19 protein-coding genes and 1 pseudogene are annotated in these 19,053 nt (G+C 57.7%); 12 read left to right on the top strand and 8 right to left on the bottom strand.

Annotated elements, in window-relative coordinates:
- The first annotated feature begins 44 nt into the window (after positions 1-44).
- Both mfd and P3C39_RS08760 read left to right on the top strand, forming a co-directional pair.
- A complete protein-coding gene (gene mfd, locus P3C39_RS08765; protein WP_275953131.1) occupies positions 45-3,542 on the top strand; it encodes a transcription-repair coupling factor in 3,498 nt (1,165 codons plus the stop codon).
- A 134-nt stretch (positions 3,543-3,676) separates the two neighbouring features.
- Positions 3,677-5,050, top strand: coding sequence for a 3-deoxy-7-phosphoheptulonate synthase class II (locus P3C39_RS08760; RefSeq protein ID WP_013531905.1), 1,374 nt, complete (start codon positions 3,677-3,679; stop codon positions 5,048-5,050).
- 69 nt (positions 5,051-5,119) lie between these two features.
- Here the strand turns inward: P3C39_RS08760 and P3C39_RS08755 are convergent, their stop codons facing one another.
- The 3 genes from P3C39_RS08755 to P3C39_RS08745 form a co-directional block, all read right to left on the bottom strand.
- The gene (locus tag P3C39_RS08755) at positions 5,120-5,887 is read right to left on the bottom strand and encodes an RES family NAD+ phosphorylase (protein WP_032899263.1); all 768 of its coding nucleotides are present in this window, start codon (positions 5,885-5,887) and stop codon (positions 5,120-5,122) included.
- On the bottom strand, positions 5,847-6,221 hold the full coding sequence (locus P3C39_RS08750) for an MbcA/ParS/Xre antitoxin family protein (protein ID WP_013531903.1): 375 nt from the start codon (positions 6,219-6,221) through the stop codon (positions 5,847-5,849). Before P3C39_RS08750 ends, P3C39_RS08755 begins: the two co-directional genes overlap by 41 nt.
- A 90-nt stretch (positions 6,222-6,311) precedes the next feature.
- Positions 6,312-7,379, bottom strand: coding sequence for a GGDEF domain-containing protein (locus P3C39_RS08745; protein ID WP_027161481.1), 1,068 nt, complete (start codon positions 7,377-7,379; stop codon positions 6,312-6,314).
- A gap of 410 nt (positions 7,380-7,789) precedes the next feature.
- On the opposite strand from P3C39_RS08745, the gene P3C39_RS08740 reads away from it, so the two are divergent.
- From P3C39_RS08740 to P3C39_RS08730, 3 genes are all read left to right on the top strand, one after another.
- Positions 7,790-8,206, top strand: a complete 417-nt coding sequence (locus tag P3C39_RS08740) for a GFA family protein (RefSeq protein WP_127367076.1) — start codon at positions 7,790-7,792, stop codon at positions 8,204-8,206.
- Between the two features lie 81 nt (positions 8,207-8,287).
- A complete protein-coding gene (locus P3C39_RS08735; protein ID WP_024503562.1) occupies positions 8,288-8,647 on the top strand; it encodes a diacylglycerol kinase in 360 nt (119 codons plus the stop codon).
- A 40-nt stretch (positions 8,648-8,687) separates the two neighbouring features.
- Positions 8,688-9,275 carry a hemerythrin domain-containing protein gene (locus P3C39_RS08730; protein WP_024503561.1) on the top strand — a complete coding sequence of 196 codons (588 nt, stop codon included), beginning with the start codon at positions 8,688-8,690 and terminating at the stop codon, positions 9,273-9,275.
- 3 nt (positions 9,276-9,278) lie between these two features.
- On the opposite strand, the gene P3C39_RS08725 is transcribed toward P3C39_RS08730, so the two are convergent.
- Positions 9,279-9,866: a DedA family protein gene (locus tag P3C39_RS08725; protein WP_275953130.1), complete on the bottom strand. Its 588-nt coding sequence runs from the start codon at positions 9,864-9,866 to the stop codon at positions 9,279-9,281.
- On the bottom strand, positions 9,863-10,426 hold the full coding sequence (locus P3C39_RS08720; RefSeq protein ID WP_024503559.1) for a DUF1003 domain-containing protein: 564 nt from the start codon (positions 10,424-10,426) through the stop codon (positions 9,863-9,865). Before P3C39_RS08720 ends, P3C39_RS08725 begins: the two co-directional genes overlap by 4 nt.
- Before the next feature lie 92 nt (positions 10,427-10,518).
- Between P3C39_RS08720 and P3C39_RS08715 the strand changes: the two are divergent.
- The 3 genes and pseudogenes from P3C39_RS08715 to P3C39_RS08705 form a co-directional block, all read left to right on the top strand.
- Positions 10,519-10,695: pseudogene (locus tag P3C39_RS08715) on the top strand (DNA-3-methyladenine glycosylase I); the annotation flags it as partial.
- 82 nt (positions 10,696-10,777) lie between these two features.
- On the top strand, positions 10,778-12,694 hold the full coding sequence (locus P3C39_RS08710) for a recombinase family protein (protein WP_275953129.1): 1,917 nt from the start codon (positions 10,778-10,780) through the stop codon (positions 12,692-12,694).
- 8 nt (positions 12,695-12,702) lie between these two features.
- Positions 12,703-12,999 carry a hypothetical protein gene (locus P3C39_RS08705; RefSeq protein WP_275953128.1) on the top strand — a complete coding sequence of 99 codons (297 nt, stop codon included), beginning with the start codon at positions 12,703-12,705 and terminating at the stop codon, positions 12,997-12,999.
- Here P3C39_RS08705 and P3C39_RS08700 read toward each other — a convergent pair.
- Both P3C39_RS08700 and P3C39_RS08695 read right to left on the bottom strand, forming a co-directional pair.
- Positions 12,989-13,678 carry a hypothetical protein gene (locus P3C39_RS08700; RefSeq protein ID WP_275953127.1) on the bottom strand — a complete coding sequence of 230 codons (690 nt, stop codon included), beginning with the start codon at positions 13,676-13,678 and terminating at the stop codon, positions 12,989-12,991. The two genes, P3C39_RS08705 and P3C39_RS08700, sit on opposite strands and share 11 nt — an antisense overlap.
- Positions 13,679-14,784: 1,106 nt before the next feature.
- Positions 14,785-15,345, bottom strand: a complete 561-nt coding sequence (locus P3C39_RS08695; protein ID WP_275953126.1) for a recombinase family protein — start codon at positions 15,343-15,345, stop codon at positions 14,785-14,787.
- A gap of 89 nt (positions 15,346-15,434) precedes the next feature.
- Here P3C39_RS08695 and P3C39_RS08690 point away from each other — a divergent pair, with 89 nt between their 5' ends.
- The 3 genes from P3C39_RS08690 to P3C39_RS08680 all read left to right on the top strand — a co-directional run bounded on the left by P3C39_RS08690 (position 15,435) and on the right by P3C39_RS08680 (position 17,544).
- Positions 15,435-16,319, top strand: a complete 885-nt coding sequence (locus P3C39_RS08690; protein ID WP_275953125.1) for a hypothetical protein — start codon at positions 15,435-15,437, stop codon at positions 16,317-16,319.
- Positions 16,320-16,413: 94 nt separating this feature from the next.
- Positions 16,414-17,028 (top strand): hypothetical protein, encoded by a 615-nt coding sequence (locus tag P3C39_RS08685; protein ID WP_275953124.1) that lies wholly within the window; start codon positions 16,414-16,416, stop codon positions 17,026-17,028.
- A 105-nt stretch (positions 17,029-17,133) separates the two neighbouring features.
- Complete coding sequence (locus P3C39_RS08680) at positions 17,134-17,544, top strand: hypothetical protein (RefSeq protein WP_275953123.1); 411 nt, start codon at positions 17,134-17,136, stop codon at positions 17,542-17,544.
- Positions 17,545-17,586: 42 nt separating this feature from the next.
- Here the strand turns inward: P3C39_RS08680 and P3C39_RS08675 are convergent, their stop codons facing one another.
- Positions 17,587-17,913, bottom strand: a complete 327-nt coding sequence (locus tag P3C39_RS08675; RefSeq protein ID WP_275953122.1) for a hypothetical protein — start codon at positions 17,911-17,913, stop codon at positions 17,587-17,589.
- A 197-nt stretch (positions 17,914-18,110) separates the two neighbouring features.
- Here P3C39_RS08675 and P3C39_RS08670 point away from each other — a divergent pair, with 197 nt between their 5' ends.
- Entirely contained in the window at positions 18,111-19,031 is a 921-nt protein-coding gene (locus tag P3C39_RS08670; RefSeq protein WP_275953121.1) for a hypothetical protein, read from the top strand.
- Positions 19,032-19,053: the final 22 nt, after the last annotated feature.

Below are 19,053 nucleotides of genomic sequence, written 5' to 3'. Positions count from 1 at the left end.
GCGGTTTTCCGTTCGGAATTGCGATAAAACAAGACCGTGATTTCATGAGCCTCATTCCCACCATCGGTCTGCCGAAAGGCCGCGCCGGTCAGTTCATCGTCGATGGCGTCGCCGACGGCTACGAAGCCTTTGCGCTGGTGCAGGCGGCGCTCGAGATCGCGCCCGACAAGCCGGTTCTGTTCGTCGCGCGCGACGGTCAGCGCCTGCCGGCGATCATCGAGGCATTGTCCTTCGCGGCCCCCGGCCTGCCGGTGCTGGAACTGCCGGCCTGGGATTGCTTGCCCTACGACCGCGTCTCGCCCGGCTCCGATGCGGCCGCCAAGCGCCTCGATGCGCTGACCGCCATGATCGCTCTGGCGAAGAAGCCGCACCGCGCCGTCATCCTCACCACCGCCAATGCGCTGCTGCAGCGCATTCCGCCGTCCGAGTTGGTCGAGGCGCAGACTTTTCATGCCAGGCCCGGCAACCAGATCGACATGAACGCACTGGTCTCGCGGCTGGAAACGTCCGGTTTCGAGCGTGTGCCGACAGTGCGCGGCATCGGCGAGTTCGCGGTGCGCGGCGGCATTCTCGACCTGTTCGCTCCCGGCTGGACCGAGGCGCTCAGGCTCGATTTCTTCGGCGACACGCTGGAATCGATCCGTGTGTTCGACGCCGCCACGCAGCGCACCACCGGTCAACGCAAGTCGATGGCGCTGCAAGCGATGAGCGAGGTGGCGCTGACGCCGGAAACCATCAGCCGCTTCCGCCGCTCCTATATCGAAGCCTTCGGCGCACCGCAGCGCGACGACGGGCTCTATGCGGCGGTCAGCGAAGGGCGTCGCTTCGCTGGCATGGAGCACTGGCTGCCGTTCTTTTACGAACGGCTGGAGACGGTGTTCGACTATCTGCCTGACACGCCCGTCATCTTCGACCATCTGGCGCATGAGGCGCTGGCCGAGCGCCACACGCTGATCCTCGATCACTACGAGGCGCGCAGGAAGCAGGCCGACGGCGCGCTGAAGGATGCGGTGCCCTATAAGCCAGTCGCGCCGGACCTGCTCTATCTCTCCCCGGAAAACCTGATCACCTCGCTCGGGCCGCGCGAAGCGATCGACTTTACGCCATTCGACGCGCCCGACGTTGGCGCCAAGAAGGTCTATCACGCCGGTTCGCGCCACGGCCGCAGCTTCGTCGAGGAGCGCGCCGATCCGAACGCCAACGTGTTCGATGTCGTCGTCAAACACATCGCCGATGAGCGCGCGGCGCGCCGCCGCGTCGTCATCGCCGGCTGGACCGAAGGCTCGCTCGACCGGCTTGGCCAGATCCTCGCCGAACACCATCTCGGCAACCTCAAGCAGGTCGTGACGCTGGCGGAAGCCGAAAAGCTCGAGCCGGGGCAGGCGGCCCTGGCCGTGCTGCCGCTCGAATCCGGCTTCGAGACCGAAAAACTGGTCGTCGTCGCCGAACAGGACATTTTGGGCGACCGGCTGATCCGGCGCTCGAAACGCAAGAAGCGTCCCTCGGATTTCATTGCCGAGGCCTCGGCGCTGTCGGCCGGCGACATTGTCGTCCATGCCGACCACGGCATTGGCCGTTTCATTGGCCTGCGCACCATCGAAGCGGTCGGCGCACCGCATGACTGCCTGGAAATCCACTATGCCGGCGACGACCGGCTGTTCCTGCCGGTGGAAAACATCGAACTCCTGTCGCGCTACGGTTCTGACACGGCCGAGGCGACGCTGGACAAGCTTGGCGGCGGCGCCTGGCAGTCGCGCAAAGCGCGGCTGAGGAAGCGCCTGCTCGACATGGCCGGTCAATTGATCCGCATCGCCGCCGAGCGGCAGATGCGCTCGGCGCCGCCACTGGTGCCGGCAGAAGGCCTCTATGGCGAGTTCGCCGCCCGCTTTCCCTATGAAGAGACCGACGACCAACAGACGGCCATCGATTCGGTGCGCGACGATCTTGCTGCCGGCAAGCCGATGGACCGGCTGATCTGCGGCGATGTCGGTTTCGGCAAGACCGAAGTGGCGCTGCGTGCCGCCTTCATCGCGGCGATGGAAGGCTTTCAGGTGGCGGTGGTGGTGCCGACGACATTGCTGTCACGCCAGCATTTCAAGACGTTTTCGCAGCGGTTTTCCGGCCTGCCGATCCGCGTCGCCCAGGCGTCGCGGCTGGTCGGCGCCAAGGAACTGACCGAGACCAAGAAAGGCATCGCCGAAGGCCAGGTCGACATCGTCATCGGCACGCACGCGCTGCTCGGTTCCGCGATCTCGTTCAAGAACCTTGGTCTGCTGATCATCGACGAAGAGCAGCATTTTGGCGTCAAGCACAAGGAACGGCTGAAGGACCTGAAGACCGACGTGCACGTGCTGACGCTGTCGGCGACGCCGATCCCGCGAACGCTGCAACTGGCGTTGACCGGGGTGCGCGAGCTGTCGCTGATCGCCACGCCGCCGGTCGATCGCATGGCGGTGCGCACCTTCATATCGCCCTTCGATCCGCTGGTGATCCGCGAGACGCTGCTGCGCGAACGCTATCGCGGTGGCCATTCCTTCTATGTGGTGCCGCGCATCAGCGATCTCTCGGAAATACATGATTTCCTGAAGGAATCCGTGCCGGAGTTGAAGGTGGCGGTGGCTCATGGCCAGATGCCGCCGGGCGAACTCGACGACATCATGAATGCCTTTTATGACGGCCAGTACGACGTGCTGTTGTCGACCACCATCGTCGAATCCGGCCTTGATATTCCGACCGCCAACACGCTGATCATCCACCGCGCCGACATGTTCGGCCTGTCGCAGCTCTACCAATTGCGCGGCCGCGTCGGCCGTTCGAAGGTGCGGGCCTACGCGCTGTTCACGCTGCCAGCCAACCGCAAGCTGACGGACACCGCCGAGCGGAGGCTCAAGGTGCTGCAATCGCTCGACACTCTGGGCGCCGGCTTCCAACTGGCCAGCCACGACCTCGATATCAGAGGCGCCGGCAATCTTCTCGGCGAGGAGCAGTCCGGACACATCAAGGAGGTCGGCTTCGAACTCTACCAGCAGATGCTGGAAGAAGCCGTCGCCGAGGTGAAGGATTCGGGCGAGGTGCAGGATGGCGGCTGGTCGCCGCAGATTGCCGTCGGCACGGCGGTGATGATCCCGGAAAGCTATGTTCCGGACCTGCAGCTCCGGCTGGCGCTTTATCGCCGTCTCGGCGATCTCGAAAACACCGAGGAAATCGACGCTTTCGGCGCCGAGCTGATCGACCGCTTCGGCCCGCTGCCGGAGGAGGTGAAGCATCTGTTGAAGATCGTCTTCATCAAGGCGCTCTGCCGCAAGGCCAATGTCGAAAAACTCGACGCCGGGCCGAAGGGCGTCGTCATCCATTTCCGCAAGCGCGAATTCTCCAACCCGGTCGGGCTGGTCAAGTTCATTGGCGAACAGGGATCGTTGGCCAAGATCCGGCCGGACCACAGTGTCGTCTTCGTGCGCGACTGGCCGACAGCCGAGAAGAGGCTGGCGGGCTCGGCGGTCGTCATGACGCAGTTGGCACGGCTGGTGGAGAAGGCGGCGTAGCTAGCCTCGGACCATTCGCCAGCGCTGAAATTCCGGTCTAGAATAGGAAATCGGCTTCGTGTATGGAGCCGCGATCCCCAATTGGGGCGGGAATGGCGGAGTATAGGCCGCTGGAAAGAGCGTTGGGTGCAGCGATGACGAAATGGTCGCCGAATTCGTGGAGAGCAAAGCCGATCAAGCAGGTTCCTGCTTATCCGGACCTCGCCGCGCTGAAGAACACGGAAGCCCAGCTCGCAACCTTTCCGCCGCTGGTTTTTGCCGGTGAGGCGCGCAAGCTCAAGAAGCAGCTCGCTTCGGTCGCTGCCGGTGACGCATTCCTCCTTCAGGGTGGCGATTGCGCCGAGAGCTTCGCCGAGCACGGCGCAGACAACATCCGCGACTTCTTCCGCGTCTTCCTGCAGATGTCGGTGGTGCTGACCTTCGCCGGCGCGCAGCCGGTGGTCAAGGTCGGCCGCGTTGCCGGCCAGTTCGCCAAGCCGCGCTCGTCCGACAACGAGACCAAGGGCGAGGTGACGCTGCCCAGCTATCGCGGCGACATCATCAACGGCATCGAATTCGACCCGAAGTCGCGCATTCCGGATCCCGCTCGCCAGGAGATGGCGTACCGCCAGTCGGCGGCGACGCTCAACCTTCTGCGCGCCTTCGCGCAAGGCGGCTATGCCAGCCTGGAGAATGTGCACCGCTGGATGCTCGGCTTCGTGTCCGACAGCCCGCAGGGCGAGAAATACGAGTCGCTCGCCAACCGCATCACCGAGACGATGGACTTCATGAAGGCCGTCGGCATCACTTCGGAAACCAACTACGCGCTGCGCGAGACCGATTTCTATACCAGCCATGAGGCGCTGCTGCTCGGCTACGAGGAGGCGCTGACGCGTGTCGATTCGACCTCCGGCGACTGGTACGCTACCTCGGGCCATATGATCTGGATCGGCGACCGCACCCGCCAGCCCGACCATGCGCATGTCGAATATTGCCGCGGCATCAAGAACCCGCTCGGCCTGAAATGCGGTCCGTCGCTGACGCCGGACGGCTTGCTGGAACTGATCGACTTGCTCAACCCCGAAAATGAACCCGGCCGGCTGACGCTGATTGCACGTTTCGGCTCCGACAAGGTCGCCGACCATCTGCCGAAGCTGGTTCGCGCGGTGCAGAAGGAAGGCCGCTCCGTGGTGTGGTCGTCGGACCCGATGCACGGCAACACGATCGAGGCCGCCGGCTACAAGACGCGGCCGTTCGACCGCATCCTGAAGGAGGTTCAGACCTTCTTCGAAGTGCACCGCGCCGAAGGCACGCATCCGGGCGGCATCCATGTCGAGATGACCGGCAAGAACGTCACCGAATGCACCGGTGGCGCGCGCGCCATCACCGCCGAGGAGTTGCAGGACCGCTACCACACCCATTGCGACCCGCGCCTCAACGCCGACCAGGCGATCGAACTGGCGTTCCTGGTGTCAGACCTGCTCAAGAAGAGCCACCCGGTGCAGCACAAGCAGGTTGCGAACGGTTAAGCTCGATTTCGGCCTGAACGGCTGACGGAAAAAGCGCTGGAGAAATCCGGCGCTTTTCTTTTGGTTGGTTCAGTGCCCGCGTTCCCAGCGCAGGCCGGCGAGTCTGGGGTCAGCAAACGCCGTCCTTGAAAACTCGATGCGCTTTTCCGGAAACTCGCAGATCGCCTGCACGCCGAACGCCCCAAGCCGGATGCGCCAGGTCCGCGGCTCCAGCGGCTTTGCCTTGGCAAAGCCGCGGCAGGTCAGCAGCGCAATGTTGGCGCCCTTGGGATCGCGCGCCGAGCGGTAGCGGATCGCCTCCAGCCCGGCCTCGCGGGCAGTATCGGCAATGGCCTGGCAAGCGGCATAGTCGGTCGGATGCGTCCATGCCGTTGCGTTACGATCGAGCGGCGGCCGGGTGAGATCGATCACCTTGGCGCATTTGATCGCGGCCGCAAAGGCCGTGTATTCGGCGGCGTCGCTTGGCCAGGGTGTTTTGGGCGACTCGGCAAAGAACAGCAGCCGGTAGAAGGCCATTTCGGCCACCGCGGTCATCATGGTCTCGGCCGCATAGTAGACGCCCTTGGTCCTGCCGGCACGGCGGAAGCGCGAACCGTGCGGATAGACCGAGCCGTAGCGGAAGGGCGTCGCCAGGAGATAGTGGAGATGGCGGCATTCAATTGGGATCTGCGGCTTAGTTTCCTCGATCAGGTCTTCCAGCATCGCCTGTTCGTCGAGCGTGTCGACGATTTTCAGCGTCGAGACATGGTGCTGCGCTTCGACCATGCGCCAGTACTTGCTGTCGATGCCGACGGTCTCAGACGAGAGCGCGTCGGGAGTCCAGATAGGCAATGACATCGACGAGCCCGGTGATGGTGAGGATCTTTTCAAGCGGAGCAGCGTCGAACGCCGTGTTGGCGTTCTTCAGCCATGCCCGGGCGACGACCGCGTCGCCGCCGACAATGGCGTCGAGCGAGCGGAACAGCCTGACGAACAACACGGCAAGCTCGAATGGCTTGGTGCCGCGCTCGAGCACGAATTCGTTCCTGCGCATGCGCGAAACCGTGGCCTCCGAAACTCCGATCACCGAGGCCAGCATTCTGGCGGTGATGTCCAGCAGATCGGCCGCGCGCACCGTTGCCTTGGTCAGGACTGCATTCTCGGCTGTCTTGGCAGCGGTTTGAGATTGCATTACGACGCCTTCCTGTTTCTGTGGAAAATATAGGCCACAAAAATTCATATGGAAAGGGGCGGGACGCAAAACAATCTGCAAACGGGAGTCTCAATCCTTCTTGTAGAGCAGCCAGCTCTTGCCTGCTCGGCCAGCCATCGTCGAGTGCCTGGTGACGCGGTTGCGGCCGCTGACCTTCGAGCGATAGAGCGCCCGGTCGGCCTTGGTGTAGAGATCTTCGGGTCCTTCGGCTTCGGACGCCATGCAGATACCCATCGAGACGGTGACGGTGCCGTAATTCGTGCCCGTCTGGCTGCTGGTGAACGGCGTCTGCTCGATCAGGGCACGAATACGCTCTGCAACGTCATAGGTGGCGTCCTCGCTGGCGCCCTCGACGATCAGCGCGAACTCCTCGCCGCCGGTGCGAGCAACGAACATGTCGCCGCGAATGCTGGTCTGGAAGATATCGGCGATGCTCTGGATGATCTTGTCGCCGACCGGGTGGCCGAAGCGGTCGTTGATGTCCTTGAAGCGGTCGATGTCGGCAAGGACCAGGGCGTTGAACAGGATACCCCTGTTGCTGTTGTAGATCCTGGTGATTTCCTTGTCGAAGGCGCGGCGATTCCAGATGTGGGTCAAGGGATCGGTGTCGGCCAACCGTTTGTATTCCTCGAGCTTCGATTTGACGGTCTCGAGTTCGGCCGTCTTGTCGCTGAGCGTCGAGGCCACCTGCCGGCCGTGATCGATCGTCGAATTGGTGGCGACCGCCATGGCGTTGGCGATCTTGTGCAAAAGATCCTGGGAGAGGAGGCTGCGGCCGTTGAGGCCGCTCGATGTCTCATCGAGGATCCTGCCGTATTTCTCGATATGGCTGCGCTCGCTCCGCAGCAGTGAAGCAACCTCCTCGAGCTCCCTGGCAATGACGTCTCGGGCATGCTCGACGATGCCAGGACCATGGTTGTGGGCAAAGAAAGTGCGCCCGATCTGATCCAGTTCATCCTGTGTCGGCCGGCTGCTCAGCGAAACGACGGCCAGGCTGAGTTCGCGATTGGTGCCGCTCAGGGCCTCATAGAAGATCTCGTAATTGCGCGGCAGGCCGAGCACGCCCAACTGGCGCATTGTCGCGACAACAGTGGCTGCGATGTCGGTGCGTTCGGTCGGGACAGCTGCCGGCTGCATTCTGGTTCTTCCCCCGGATGATCCGCGGAATTCGCGGGTCCCCTTTTGTCGCCGAACCCTGGGGAATGCGACCGACGCTTCGGAACAACTTGCGAAGGGATGCGTCCCCACCCACGGCCTTCACTTGCAGGGTGACCATAAATGCGCTGTCGCTAAAGTTCTCTTAACTGGCGAAGGTTCCGCGGGTTTCTCTGTCTGCGGGCTGTAAAAGCTCTGGTTCGCGCGTCCAACAGTTGGAAACAACGCCGGTGCAGCGGCCTGAATTCGCGATTCGCGCATCGCACGTTTCAAAATGAAACCGAATTTCGGATTCTCCACGCCAGTACATGTCGCATTTGCTTGCGTGCGTGCGCCGCAAAGCTGGAATCCTGAAGGTGATGCTAGGCACTTTTCTTTCAAGGAGGATCGACGTGAGTGGTGGTCACCAGGGATCGTGTCTGTGTGGAGCCGTCCGCTTCAGAACGAACGGAGCGTTGCGTGGCGTCGTCTATTGTCATTGCTCGCAATGCCGCAAGCAGAGCGGACATTTCTATGCCGCGACCAATGTTGCCAATGTCGACATCGTGATCGAAGGCGTGGAAAGTATCACCTGGTACGAAGCCTCTACCTTCGCCAGGCGTGGGTTCTGCAAGGCATGCGGGTCGGTGCTGTTCTGGAAGCCGCGAGACCAGGACTACGTTTCAGTCATGGCGGGATCGTTCGACAAGCCGACAGGTCTTGAGGGGGAATGCCATATTTTCGTCGGTGACAAGGGCGACTATTATTCGATCGACGACGGGCTGCCGCAGTTTGAAAAGTCGACACCGTCCATACCGGTTGCTGAATGAATCTTGGACAAGTCACCTTATTCCATTGATCTGGCCAGCCATTGCATTATCCCGTGCCGGTGATTCGCAAAGGGGTTTGGCATGCAGCGGCTGATCGACGCTTATTTCAATTCGGTGCGGGCGTTTCGCAAGCTGGCCGCCAGCGAGAAGGCTTTCCAGCAGGAGCTGATGCTGCTGGCGCTGGCACTGCCGCTCGGCTGGTTCGTTTCGATCTCGTGGCGCGGTTATGCCTTGCTGATCGGCGCGGTGCTGCTCTTGATCATGGTCGAGGTGCTTAACACCGGCATCGAGGCGGCATGCGACGCTTTCAGCCGCGAGTTCAATGTCGACATCCAGTTGGCCAAGGATTGCGGTTCGCTGGCGGTGCTGATTTCGGTGCTCATCGTCGCCGGTGTCTGGGGCATCGCCATTATCGAGCGGATCACTGGGCTACCGATCTAGCCTTTCGATGCCTATATGCCAGTCACCAAAGGAGACTGTCATGGCCGGGGCCGCCAATTTTCTGCTTCTCGAACGCGTGGGCCTGCCAGACGATCTGCGCTGGCTCGTCGAAAAATACCCGCGTGAAAACTGGCAGGACCATGCCAACGTCCACGGCATCGCCAATATGTGGCTGCAGCGGCACGACATGTTCCGCGAACTTGGCGGCATGCTGGCCAACGGCATTGACGACTTCCGTGAGGGACGGCTGACGGCGCCTGATTTCGCGCGCTGGTTCGCGCCGCGCCTCAATCATTTTCTTGGGCATCTCGACGGTCACCACAATGTCGAGGATTATCAATATTTCCCGGTATTCGCCAAGGCCGAGCCCCGTTTGAAGCGCGGCTTCGAGATTCTCGATGCCGACCACCACACCATCCATGAAGGGCTGGAGCGCAATGCCGAGGCGGCCAATGCCTTCATCAAGACGCTGCAGGAGAGCGAAGACAGACAGCGCTTTGCAGCCGACGCCTATGCCGACGAAAACAGCCGGCTGATCGCCATGCTGACAAGACATCTTGCCGACGAGGAAGACCTGATCGTCCCGCTTATCCTCGATCGGGGGGATCAGGCGCTCGGCGTGGATTGACGATCAGCCTTCCCTGGCGCGTTCCCTCCTGGCGATGTGACGGGCGACGAGCCATGCCACAACGGCCACGGTCAGGCCTATGCCAAGACCGATCAGCAACCGTTCGTGATGCATCAGCGCCTGGCCGATGAAGTGCTCTGCGCCAAGTCCAAAGACATAACCGATCGTACCGAACAGCACCGCCCAGACCGCCGATGAAAGCGCGTTGAGGATGACGAAGCGCGGCGCTGTGATATTGGAGAGCCCGGCTGCAATGCCGCCGACGAGACGCATGCCGTAGATATAGCGGTTCGACAGCACGAAAATGTCGGGATGGGTGTTGAGCAGGCGAAAGGCGCGGCGAAAGCCGGGCCGCTTGCGCAATCTGACGACATAGGGATGGTCGGCAAAGCTTCGTCCGAGGATGAAGAAGAAAGTGTCGCCGACAAAGGCGCCGAGGCCGGCCGCAAGGACGGCGTGCCACAGCACGAAGACCTGCTGGTGGGCGAAGAAGCCGCCGAGAATGGCAGCACTTTCGCCCTCCGCGACGCAACCGACAAAGACCGCGAGCAGCCCGTATTGTTCGATGAAATGGTGGATCGCGTCGGTCATGAAGCCGACTGCTGCGAAGACAGCCTTTCGTCGATCCGCTTGATCATCTCGGTCAGTTGCACGATCTCGTCGCGCATGCCGAGAATCTGGCCGTGGCGCAGTTCATCCAGCTTTTCATGCAGCGCCATGATCTCGATCTCGGCTTTCAGGTTGACCTCGTAATCGTGGGCGGCGTCGATGCGGTCGCGTTCGGTCTGGCGGTTCTGCGCCATCATGATCACCGGCGCCTGCAAGGCGGCTACCATCGACAAAACGAGATTGAGGAAGATGAACGGGTAGGGATCGAAGGCGTCACGCGACAGGAGCCAGACATTGCCCGCCGTCCATAGGACCAGAAAGGCGATGAAGGTCAGGATGAAGGACCATGACCCGCCGATGCGGGCGATCGTATCGGCAAGCCGGTCGCCGAAGGTCTGGTGGAAGGCAACGGCCTTGTTGGTGTCGCGCGAGATGGTGGTGCGTTCGAGCGTCGATTGCAGCACCCGGCTTTCGAGCTGGCTGAGGCCGTCCGGCCGCCGCTTGAGCCAGCGGTTCGCCAGATCGTCGATCGTCTTGTTCATGGCCATCTCCAGGGTCTTAGGCTTGCCGTAAGAGGTAGAGGCTGCCGGCTCACACGGGAAGTGTTAGATTGATTCCAGTTGCCGAGGGACCAATGGCCGATTTCAAGAAAATTCGCGCTCGCGCCGCAAAACGTAAGGGCGGCGAAGAGGAGCTGACGTCGCTGCTTGGTCCGGCGCCTGACAATGCCGCCGTGGCTGACATCCCCGATGACCGCATTCTCTCCATTATGGCTGAGCGCGTCTTCGCCGCCGGTTTCGTCTGGCGCGTCACGTCCTAAACGTTTGGACATTGGGTAGGCTCTTGTAACCGTTTTGGGCATCCCCATATGGTGCCCAGAAGGAGCTAACCATATGAAAACAAATGATAAATCTATAGTGACCGCCGATCAAAACTTTGAATCTATCGTGGCCAAATCTCTGAACTTTGATTCCACAAAGGCAGGCGGTGAAAGTTTAGAGAAGGCGTTGACCACCGAGACGGCACCGGTGCCCTACATCGGACCCGTGGCGTACTCATACATTCGTTGGTCCACCGCTATTCAAGGTCAAGGCGATAGCTACAGGCGACAATATTCCTTGGCTGAAAAGTGGAGCATTGAAAACGCCATCCCGCTCGCCGATGACCGGGTGATGACGGATGCCGGGGTGTCTGCATTCAAGGGCAAGAACGTCGAAAGCGGTGCCCTTGGTGCGTTCCTGAAAGCCGCAGAGGCAGGCAAAATCAACCGGGGCTCCTACCTTTTGGTGGAGTCGATTGACCGGCTATCCCGTCAAGGCATGTTCGCCACCGCTGCCATCGTCCAAGAGCTTTGGAAGGCTGGCATCGTCATAGTCACACTCTCGGACGGCAAGACCTACCATCCCGACTGCAACGACATGGACGCATTGACAATCGTGTTGGTGGCCATGCGGGCAAAGGAAGAGTCGGCCACGAAGGGCAAGCGAGTCAAAGACAGTTATGTCAAGCGCAATGCCCGTGCCCAAAAGACAGGCGAAGTGGTGTCGGGCAACCTACCGGGATGGCTCTACAAAGACCCAGAGACAGGCAAAGCGAAGCTGAACGAAGACAAGGCAGAGATTGTCAGACGGATATTTGACATGTGCTTGAACGGGTGTGGCTTGCCCATGATCGCCAAGACCCTGAATGCGAATGGTATCAGACCATTCGCCATAGATAAGCGGAGGAAGGGCAGGGCAGAATATTGGACGATTGCGAACGTCCATTACATCCTGAAATCAAAGGCTACCTATGGGCTTTATCACCCGCCGAAGTCCGACCCGTGCATGATCTTCCCACCGGCCATCACGATAGAGGAGTACAACCGGGCACAGGCAGGCATGGCACAACGGCAGCGCACCGGCAAAGGAAGGAAGGGAAAGACCTATTCCAACCTGTTTGGTGGCATCGCCAAGTGTGCGTTCTGCAAAGAGCCCATGACCATCAGGAACCCTAAGCCGGGCAGGGCCATACAGTTTTATTGCAAAGGCTCACTGACCGGGAAATGTCATGAAGCGGCCCCATGGAACTATGAACGTTTCGAAGGGTCGTTTTTATCGTTTGCCGCTGAACTCGATCTACAGGAAATCATCCACGGCGGCACAGCGTCATCCCGCCAAGAGACCATCACCGAAAAAATTCAGCAGTTGGAAGGTGAGCGGCTAGGGCTGTTCAAATCCCAACAGGGCCATTTGAAAATGATTGAAGCCGATGAAATCCTTCGAGACTCGTTGAGAGAGGCCATGGTCAAGAACGCCACTCGGATCAAGGCGATTAACGAACAGATAGGGGCATTGGAGATCGAGCGGAACAAAGTCCAGTTAGAACGTGAGGCAGCCATAGACGGCAATAGGATTCGCTTTCCCAAGGTAGGAACCGGCAAAGGGCAAGTGAACATTGAAGAACTGTACCAGCTACGGGCAAAGGCGGCTGACCACATCAGGACAATTGTGGAGTCCATCGAACTGAACAGGAAGCATTGGGGCAAAGTGTATCGTAAAGCCGCCATGGAAGCCGACAACGAACTTGCAAGGCAGACTTGGTTGGATGCAGCCAGGCGTTGCGCACCGAAGAAGGAGGCTTTCGATTCCCGCTACATCATCAAATTCAAAGGCGGAGCCACACGCACGATCTACCCTGACAATCGAGACAAAGAGGGCAAGGAGGCCTTCCTTGTGCTGAACTTGGGGTTTGAAGGAGCTGACCCAAGCAAATTGCCCAAGGCCACTAGAACGGCAGAGGAATTCGCCAAGGCACGTGCTGAAAGGTGATTGGGATCATGGCAAAGAAGACGGACAAGGAAGCAATACGCTTCATGGATGCTTCGTTTGATATCCTGATGTTGGATTTCGGCATGTGGCAAGAGCCCAAGCGGGTGGTGATCGAAAAAATCAAAGGAACCCTTTATGAGGATTTCAATGGAGGCGAAGGGCCAGCCCGCCAAGCCGTGCGGGCAATGGCAGCAAGGAAAGGTTCCACATCTGTTGAAGTTGGTGTTCATTGGTTAGCAGAACAGATTTACCGATTCCAAGATCGCAATGATTGGCGGTGGAGGGGACATCTGCTTAACTCTTGATCGATGGCGCCCCACGGTGATTTGAAGCCGGCGGATCGAAACCCACCATAATGATTGTGTCGATTGGATAATCGTCATCGACATTCTTCAGCGCATATCGAGCGACGGCTTCCTTTGAATTCGCTCGTTCGACTTGGCATGTGATGGGAGCGCCAAAATGGCGCTTCCCTATCTTTGTCCAGAAGTCGTTCGAAGCCTGCCGGAATAGGCCCTCTTGGGCACAGGGAACGGCAAGGAGGCAATGATAGTGCAGGAAGGTACCATCGACACCGTTCTTCTTGATCGTCTCACAGACGCCCAATGCGGGCAGATTTCCCTTTGAACCAAACTTCCTGCGCATAGCTGAGAAATAAGCCTTCACCAGTCGCTCTCCTGTCGGACGATCCCGTTCGAACAAGGCGAACGGCTTTACTGGCACTTTGGCTTCATTGGTGCTTCCAGACAGACGCCGATAGGCGGCCTCCGGATCGTTCGCTGCCACGAACGAGATCGTGACGAACTGGGTCATGTCGTGGCTTTGCACCTCTTGAAGGATCAGTTCCTTAGCGATGCCGGTGCCGGCCTTGGCCAGATGGTCATTGAAGATTTTTCGGGCCAAGGCGCTGTTGTCGAGAAATGATCGCTTGGCAAGAATGCCCAGTGCGTCGTGAGTGGGCTGGTCGAGGCGGACACTAAACATATTGCTTCGGGTCCAGATTTGCGGATTGGAGGATATATAAGATCGAGAGGTTCATCTCGACCAAGAGCTGAGAAAATTTAAAGTTGGCGATTTGGTATCTATCATCGTCAACCGAAGTTATGAATTCCATATAGATCACTCGGTAGTCTTCCCTAAAGTTCTCCATAATTGTTTTAATTGATTTTGGTTTTGTCTCTCCGTCCATTGACGCAAGAAATTCATTTAAATCTTCAACTTCCAATTTATTTCCTTTTTATAGATATAGTTATAACGTTGGTGGCCCAATGCCTTTCAAAAATGTTCATGATAAAGCGCTTGGCGCTAGAATAAATCACGACGAGATTGGGGCTTAACGCCAGTCTGTACTACGATTTAACCTGTAGTATGTATCTCGAATCGCCGTGTAATATTGCGAAATATTATTGCTTTCTCATCTATTGAACAGGAATAAAATTTCGCCATTTTGTGAGATGCTCACGTAATTACAATGCCATCTTGAAATTACGCTTCACGGCGGACAAACCCGAATTGCCTGCCGTTCATGTAGTGCACATAGCGAAAATTCGTGGACCTGCCGTACCTTGCGATGAGGCGGCTATAAATTTCGTGCTTCCGGTCGTCGGTTGCCTCGAAATGGAAGCTGTATGGCTTTTCCCGCAGCACCCACCCGATTGTCAGAGACGCCACGTGCCGCAGAACAGGAAATCCATTCCGGAAATAGCCACTACCGGTGAACTGAACGCTGTCATCGTCCCAGTCTCCCCACGAGCCCCCGGAGGAGAAGGCCTTCAACGGTGTCTGCCCGCCGATTGCCCGAAAGGTGACCGGTCCGCCATGAGTCGCTGCGAATTCGAATAGCAGTCCTTCGATCTTGAACCGCTGACGGCAGCAGCGCTGTTCGGTGTCACGCTTTGGCAGCGAAACTATCCTCCAGTTCGTGGAGGTGGGCTTTGTGCTCTCGCTAGTGGCCTTTGAAGTTTTCAACCCCGGTCTCTTTGAGCAGTCTGTCGATCTCGGAACGAGCGAACAGAGGAAGGCTACCGAATCCACGCCCTGGCGTCGTTGGGCAGTTTATTCCAAAAGCAGCCCAATTGCCGTTTCTGCCATCAAGCAGCATCAGCCTCAGCCAAAATCCGATAGACTGATGAGCGGCCAACGCCGAGCGCCTTGGCAATGTCGGTTGGCTTCTTACCCGCCCGATGCATCGAGACGACATCGGAGCTTTGACGGCGAGCGGTCGGCGCACGACCACGAAACTTGTGCTGGGCCTTCGCTTTTGCGATGCCTTCACGCTGTCGAGCAATCATGATCTCACGCTCGAACTGGGCGATGGCACCGACAAGGTTCAAGAGAAGCCTACCCGTGGGCGAGGTTGTATCAATCGCCATATCAAGAATCTTCAGCCCAACCTTCTTTGCCTCCAAACGGCTGACAATCTGAAGGAGGTCACCGACAGAGCGTGCAAGGCGGTCCAGTCGGGTAACGACCAATACGTCACCCTCTCGAACAAACTCGACGGCCCTTTCAAGTTCGGCCCGCTTTGAATTGACTGAAGAAACCTGTTCGCTGAAAACCTTCTCGCATCCCTGCGATTGCAAATCCCGAAGCTGTGCCTCGTGGCCCGCTTGCTGCTCGACCGTGCTGGTTCTTGCGTATCCGACGTACATAAAGAATTTGTCCCATTAGCCTCCAAGAGATTGTGGGACAAACTTCCCAAAATGTCAATCGAACTCTTGTGGGAAGGAAACGAGCGGCTATGGTCTTTCCCGCAAGGGCAGGGTCCAATGGCACACCAGGGCCACCAAAGGGGGGCTGGATTATGAGTCTTGCAACTATTTTGGAAGTTGCCTTGGCGGCCGGAATTGCCTTGGTGATCGGGATCATTCTCTTACAAGTGCTGGCATCTAAGCTGGAGGCAAAGGCCAACAGTCGTCCGGAGACATTTTCGCAACTTCAAGATTGTTCCTCTTGCCTTCACGGGGTCCATATCCGCCAAAGAGCACCTTCTCGGACATATCCCGACGACCTCGGGCCATATAAGGTCACGGTCGATCTGCTCGACGACGGACAAAAAAAGCTCATTGAGCAACAGGTCAATCTTCTCAAGGCCAATAGATTTGTGGAATCGCTGCACGAAATCTTAGATAAATGGGTTTCTTCTTACAGTTCGCTCCAGATTCCAGACGGAAGACACTACATGGAGTTCGCAACTGATTCGTCTCGGCCACATTTCGGTGGAAAGTTCTTTTACGAAAGACATGGGTGGCCAACAAAGCCCGGCAATCACAAGAAGATTGTTATCAAGCTTGGCGAAAAGCTCTACTTTCTGGAAATGACGAGTGGATTTGTGGGAAAATTCGAGGACAGTCCAAGCTTTAGAGTATTAGGCATATGCTGTGATGGAGAAGTGGTCTTTCTCGGTCATTATTACGACGACAGGGGAGATAGAACCGAAAAATACACCGAGATTCGGGTGTCAAAATTGACAGACGATGTGATTATGTCGTTCAAAAGGCTGGCCACGCTAACTGCATTCGCAGAGTCGGTACAAAGAGCGAAGTCAGCCAAGCGGTACAAGCGCCAGCGTAAGTTAGAACTGGAAATCAAGAAAAAGGAGCAACTGTCAGCGTTTCAGCGATGACAGACCTGCGATGCCGACTGGATGCGGCTCGATCTTGTTGTCTATTGATTTAGCGGACGCTAATGTTGGCGCATAGCGAGAACAGGAAGGCGATATGGACCCTGTGACTGAAATCGAACTCCGGGCCATTCATGCGTTCGTTAAGGCCCGCATTCCTTACACATCTAGAGTCGCCAGGCTTATGCGCACCACCACAGAGGCTTTTCACTTCTCCGGACGGTATTTTGCGAGCACGCTCGCAAAGGGGATCAATCTGACGATAAGTCGCCGTGCGGCAGAGTTGATGGCTGTTTCCAATAGGGCAGAATTCAGCAGAGGGACCATATTGGAGCACATGCTTCCGCTGAAAGCGATGTATGCCGAAATGCTCACTTTGGGTAACCAGGTAAGCTTTGAGCAGATTGTGTCATACTTCACCGACACGCTCCAGAAGTGCCCCCTGGTCACGGTGACCAAGGAAGAAGACCGCCGGCTTCGCAACGACTTGCCGCACGCTGAGCGTTACCCTGCCGCCGACATCGAAATCGGAACTGTTGAGGCAATGACGTTTGGTTCGATGCCGAAGTGGACTCCTTTGAAACGGGTGGAGGAGATTCTGCCTGACAATCCCGATGTCGAGGGCAAAGCCGATTTGCATCTTGAGGAGCCAGGTCAGGTAGCTCGAAAAGGGCATCTGATCTGGGGTGCCGGAGACATCGAATTTCACTAATAAACCGACATAGGGGGGGGTATGTTAGGTTGGCTTTTTGGCAAAAGAAACAAGAACGTACAGCTGAATGCGTCTCTGCTGCGGTTGAGAGTATGTAATGAGTCTATGCAGAAAATCTATGAGGGGGCGGGTAACTACAAGACATCCGAAATACATTTCTTTTCAGTGACCTGCGTCAGCTTTTTCATGAGTCTAAAAAAGAGCGTAACGCCTGTCGAAGTTGAAGATTTCTGCAAATCATCTTTATATCAGGTGTCCGAAAAACTCGGAGTTGCACACCCGTTAGTATATGGGAGGTTTTTGGAGCGATATCAGGAGTATTTCCCTATGATTGCAGAGCGACTTCTCGGAGAAGAGGCGCTCGGGAGTTATTCTCTCGTTCAAACTCTTGACAGGCATATTCTCGGGCTGGGTCCGGATACTGATGAGGATTTGGACTTTGTGTCAATGATGCCCCGCTACCTCCAGATAGAGGCGCTAATTCAGTCGACGGGTGCCTCCATGGCTTACCCCTGAGCCATTCTAAAGCGCCCACATCGGGGCTGGGAAACAGTTTCGTCAGCGGCTAAGCGAGCCGAGCAGTTCTAAGGAATAGCCAGCGGCGAAGAACGCAACGATCATTCCGACAAACGCCGCCCATGAAAAGGCATGTGGGCTACCATCTACCCTGCCAGTTGCGGCCTGCGTTATCCCAGCGGCTACTAGGGACAATCCACCGCCGATGATTATCGAACTCGCAAACATGCCCACGACAATCAGCACGACATGCGCCCACAATGGCACTGAGATCGGCATTCTTGCGAACCAGTTGTAGTAGGCAAGGCCCACAAACCACCCGAAAATCACCATCCCTGACGCTTTGCCATTGATTTGATCGACGGTCATAAGCTTCCCCCTTCTATGTCCAGCCATGTCTAAGTGTCAGATCGGCGATTTGGAAGAGGCAATCATTAGAACCGGTGGATTTATCAACCCCGCTGGTCGCCATGGTTCGCAGATCAATCTTTAAATCCTCTATCCCTTGTCTTGCCCTAAACTACAGCTCTGGCAGAATGCAAAGCCTCATGGGTGGGGAGGGTAAAGTGGGCAGATTGTTCTGGTTTATTGCGGCAACGCTGTTGGTGGGACATGCGACTGCGGCAGTCATCGAAAAGGGACCTCAGGCAGCGGGTTCGCCGGACTTGATCACAATTACAGGCGTATTCGAGCCAAACGACGATCTCCAGTTTAATCAAGTCGCCGCCACGACCGGACAAGCGATTGTTGTTCTCAACAGCGAGGGCGGAGCCGTGTTGCCAGCCCTTGAGATTGGCCGAGCTATAAGGCTTAAGGGTTTTTCTACCGCTGTGGCGAGCGACACTCTCTGCGCCTCTGCGTGTGCTCTGACGTGGCTCGCTGGTGCGCCACGGTTGGCAGGCGAAAGCGCCAATATCGGCTTCCACGCCTCCTATGTCGTCAAAGACGGAACAGCTAGTGAAACCGGCGTCGGGAACGCCCTGATAGGCGCCTATCTGAATCAGCTCGGCCTTTCGCAGGATGCGATTGTCTTTGTCACCTCTGCGCCGCCTGAGGGAATGGCTTGGCTATCAGGAGACAAAGCGGGCGAACTGGGCCTGCAATTCGCTACATATCAAACGCAGGCCGGTTCGCCGGCGACAGTGGTGACGCAAACCGCCCCAGAGCCTTACGATCCTATGAGGGTCGCCGCTGCTTTCTACAATGCGCTGGCCAATGCCGATGGTGTCTCCGCAGCGGCTCTGGTGGTTCCCGAAAAGCGAGGCATTGGTCCGTTCAACGAAGCTTCCATTCATTCATATTTCGGAGGGCTTTCTTCTCCGCTGCAATTGGAATCCACTGCACGACATGGTGCAGATAAGGTCGCCGTCGCTTATAAGTACTCCCGAGCTGATGGCTCGGCCTGCGACGGCAAGGCCGAGGTGCAGACCACTTATAAGTACGGCAAGACGCTGATCAGCAAGATACGTGCGCTTAGTGGGTGCTGATGGCTCAGCCATGAACTGGCCG

This window comes from Mesorhizobium sp. XAP4 (assembly GCF_029269325.1).
Lineage (GTDB): Bacteria > Pseudomonadota > Alphaproteobacteria > Rhizobiales > Rhizobiaceae > Mesorhizobium > Mesorhizobium ciceri.
This window is presented reverse-complemented; position numbering and strand designations above follow the sequence as displayed.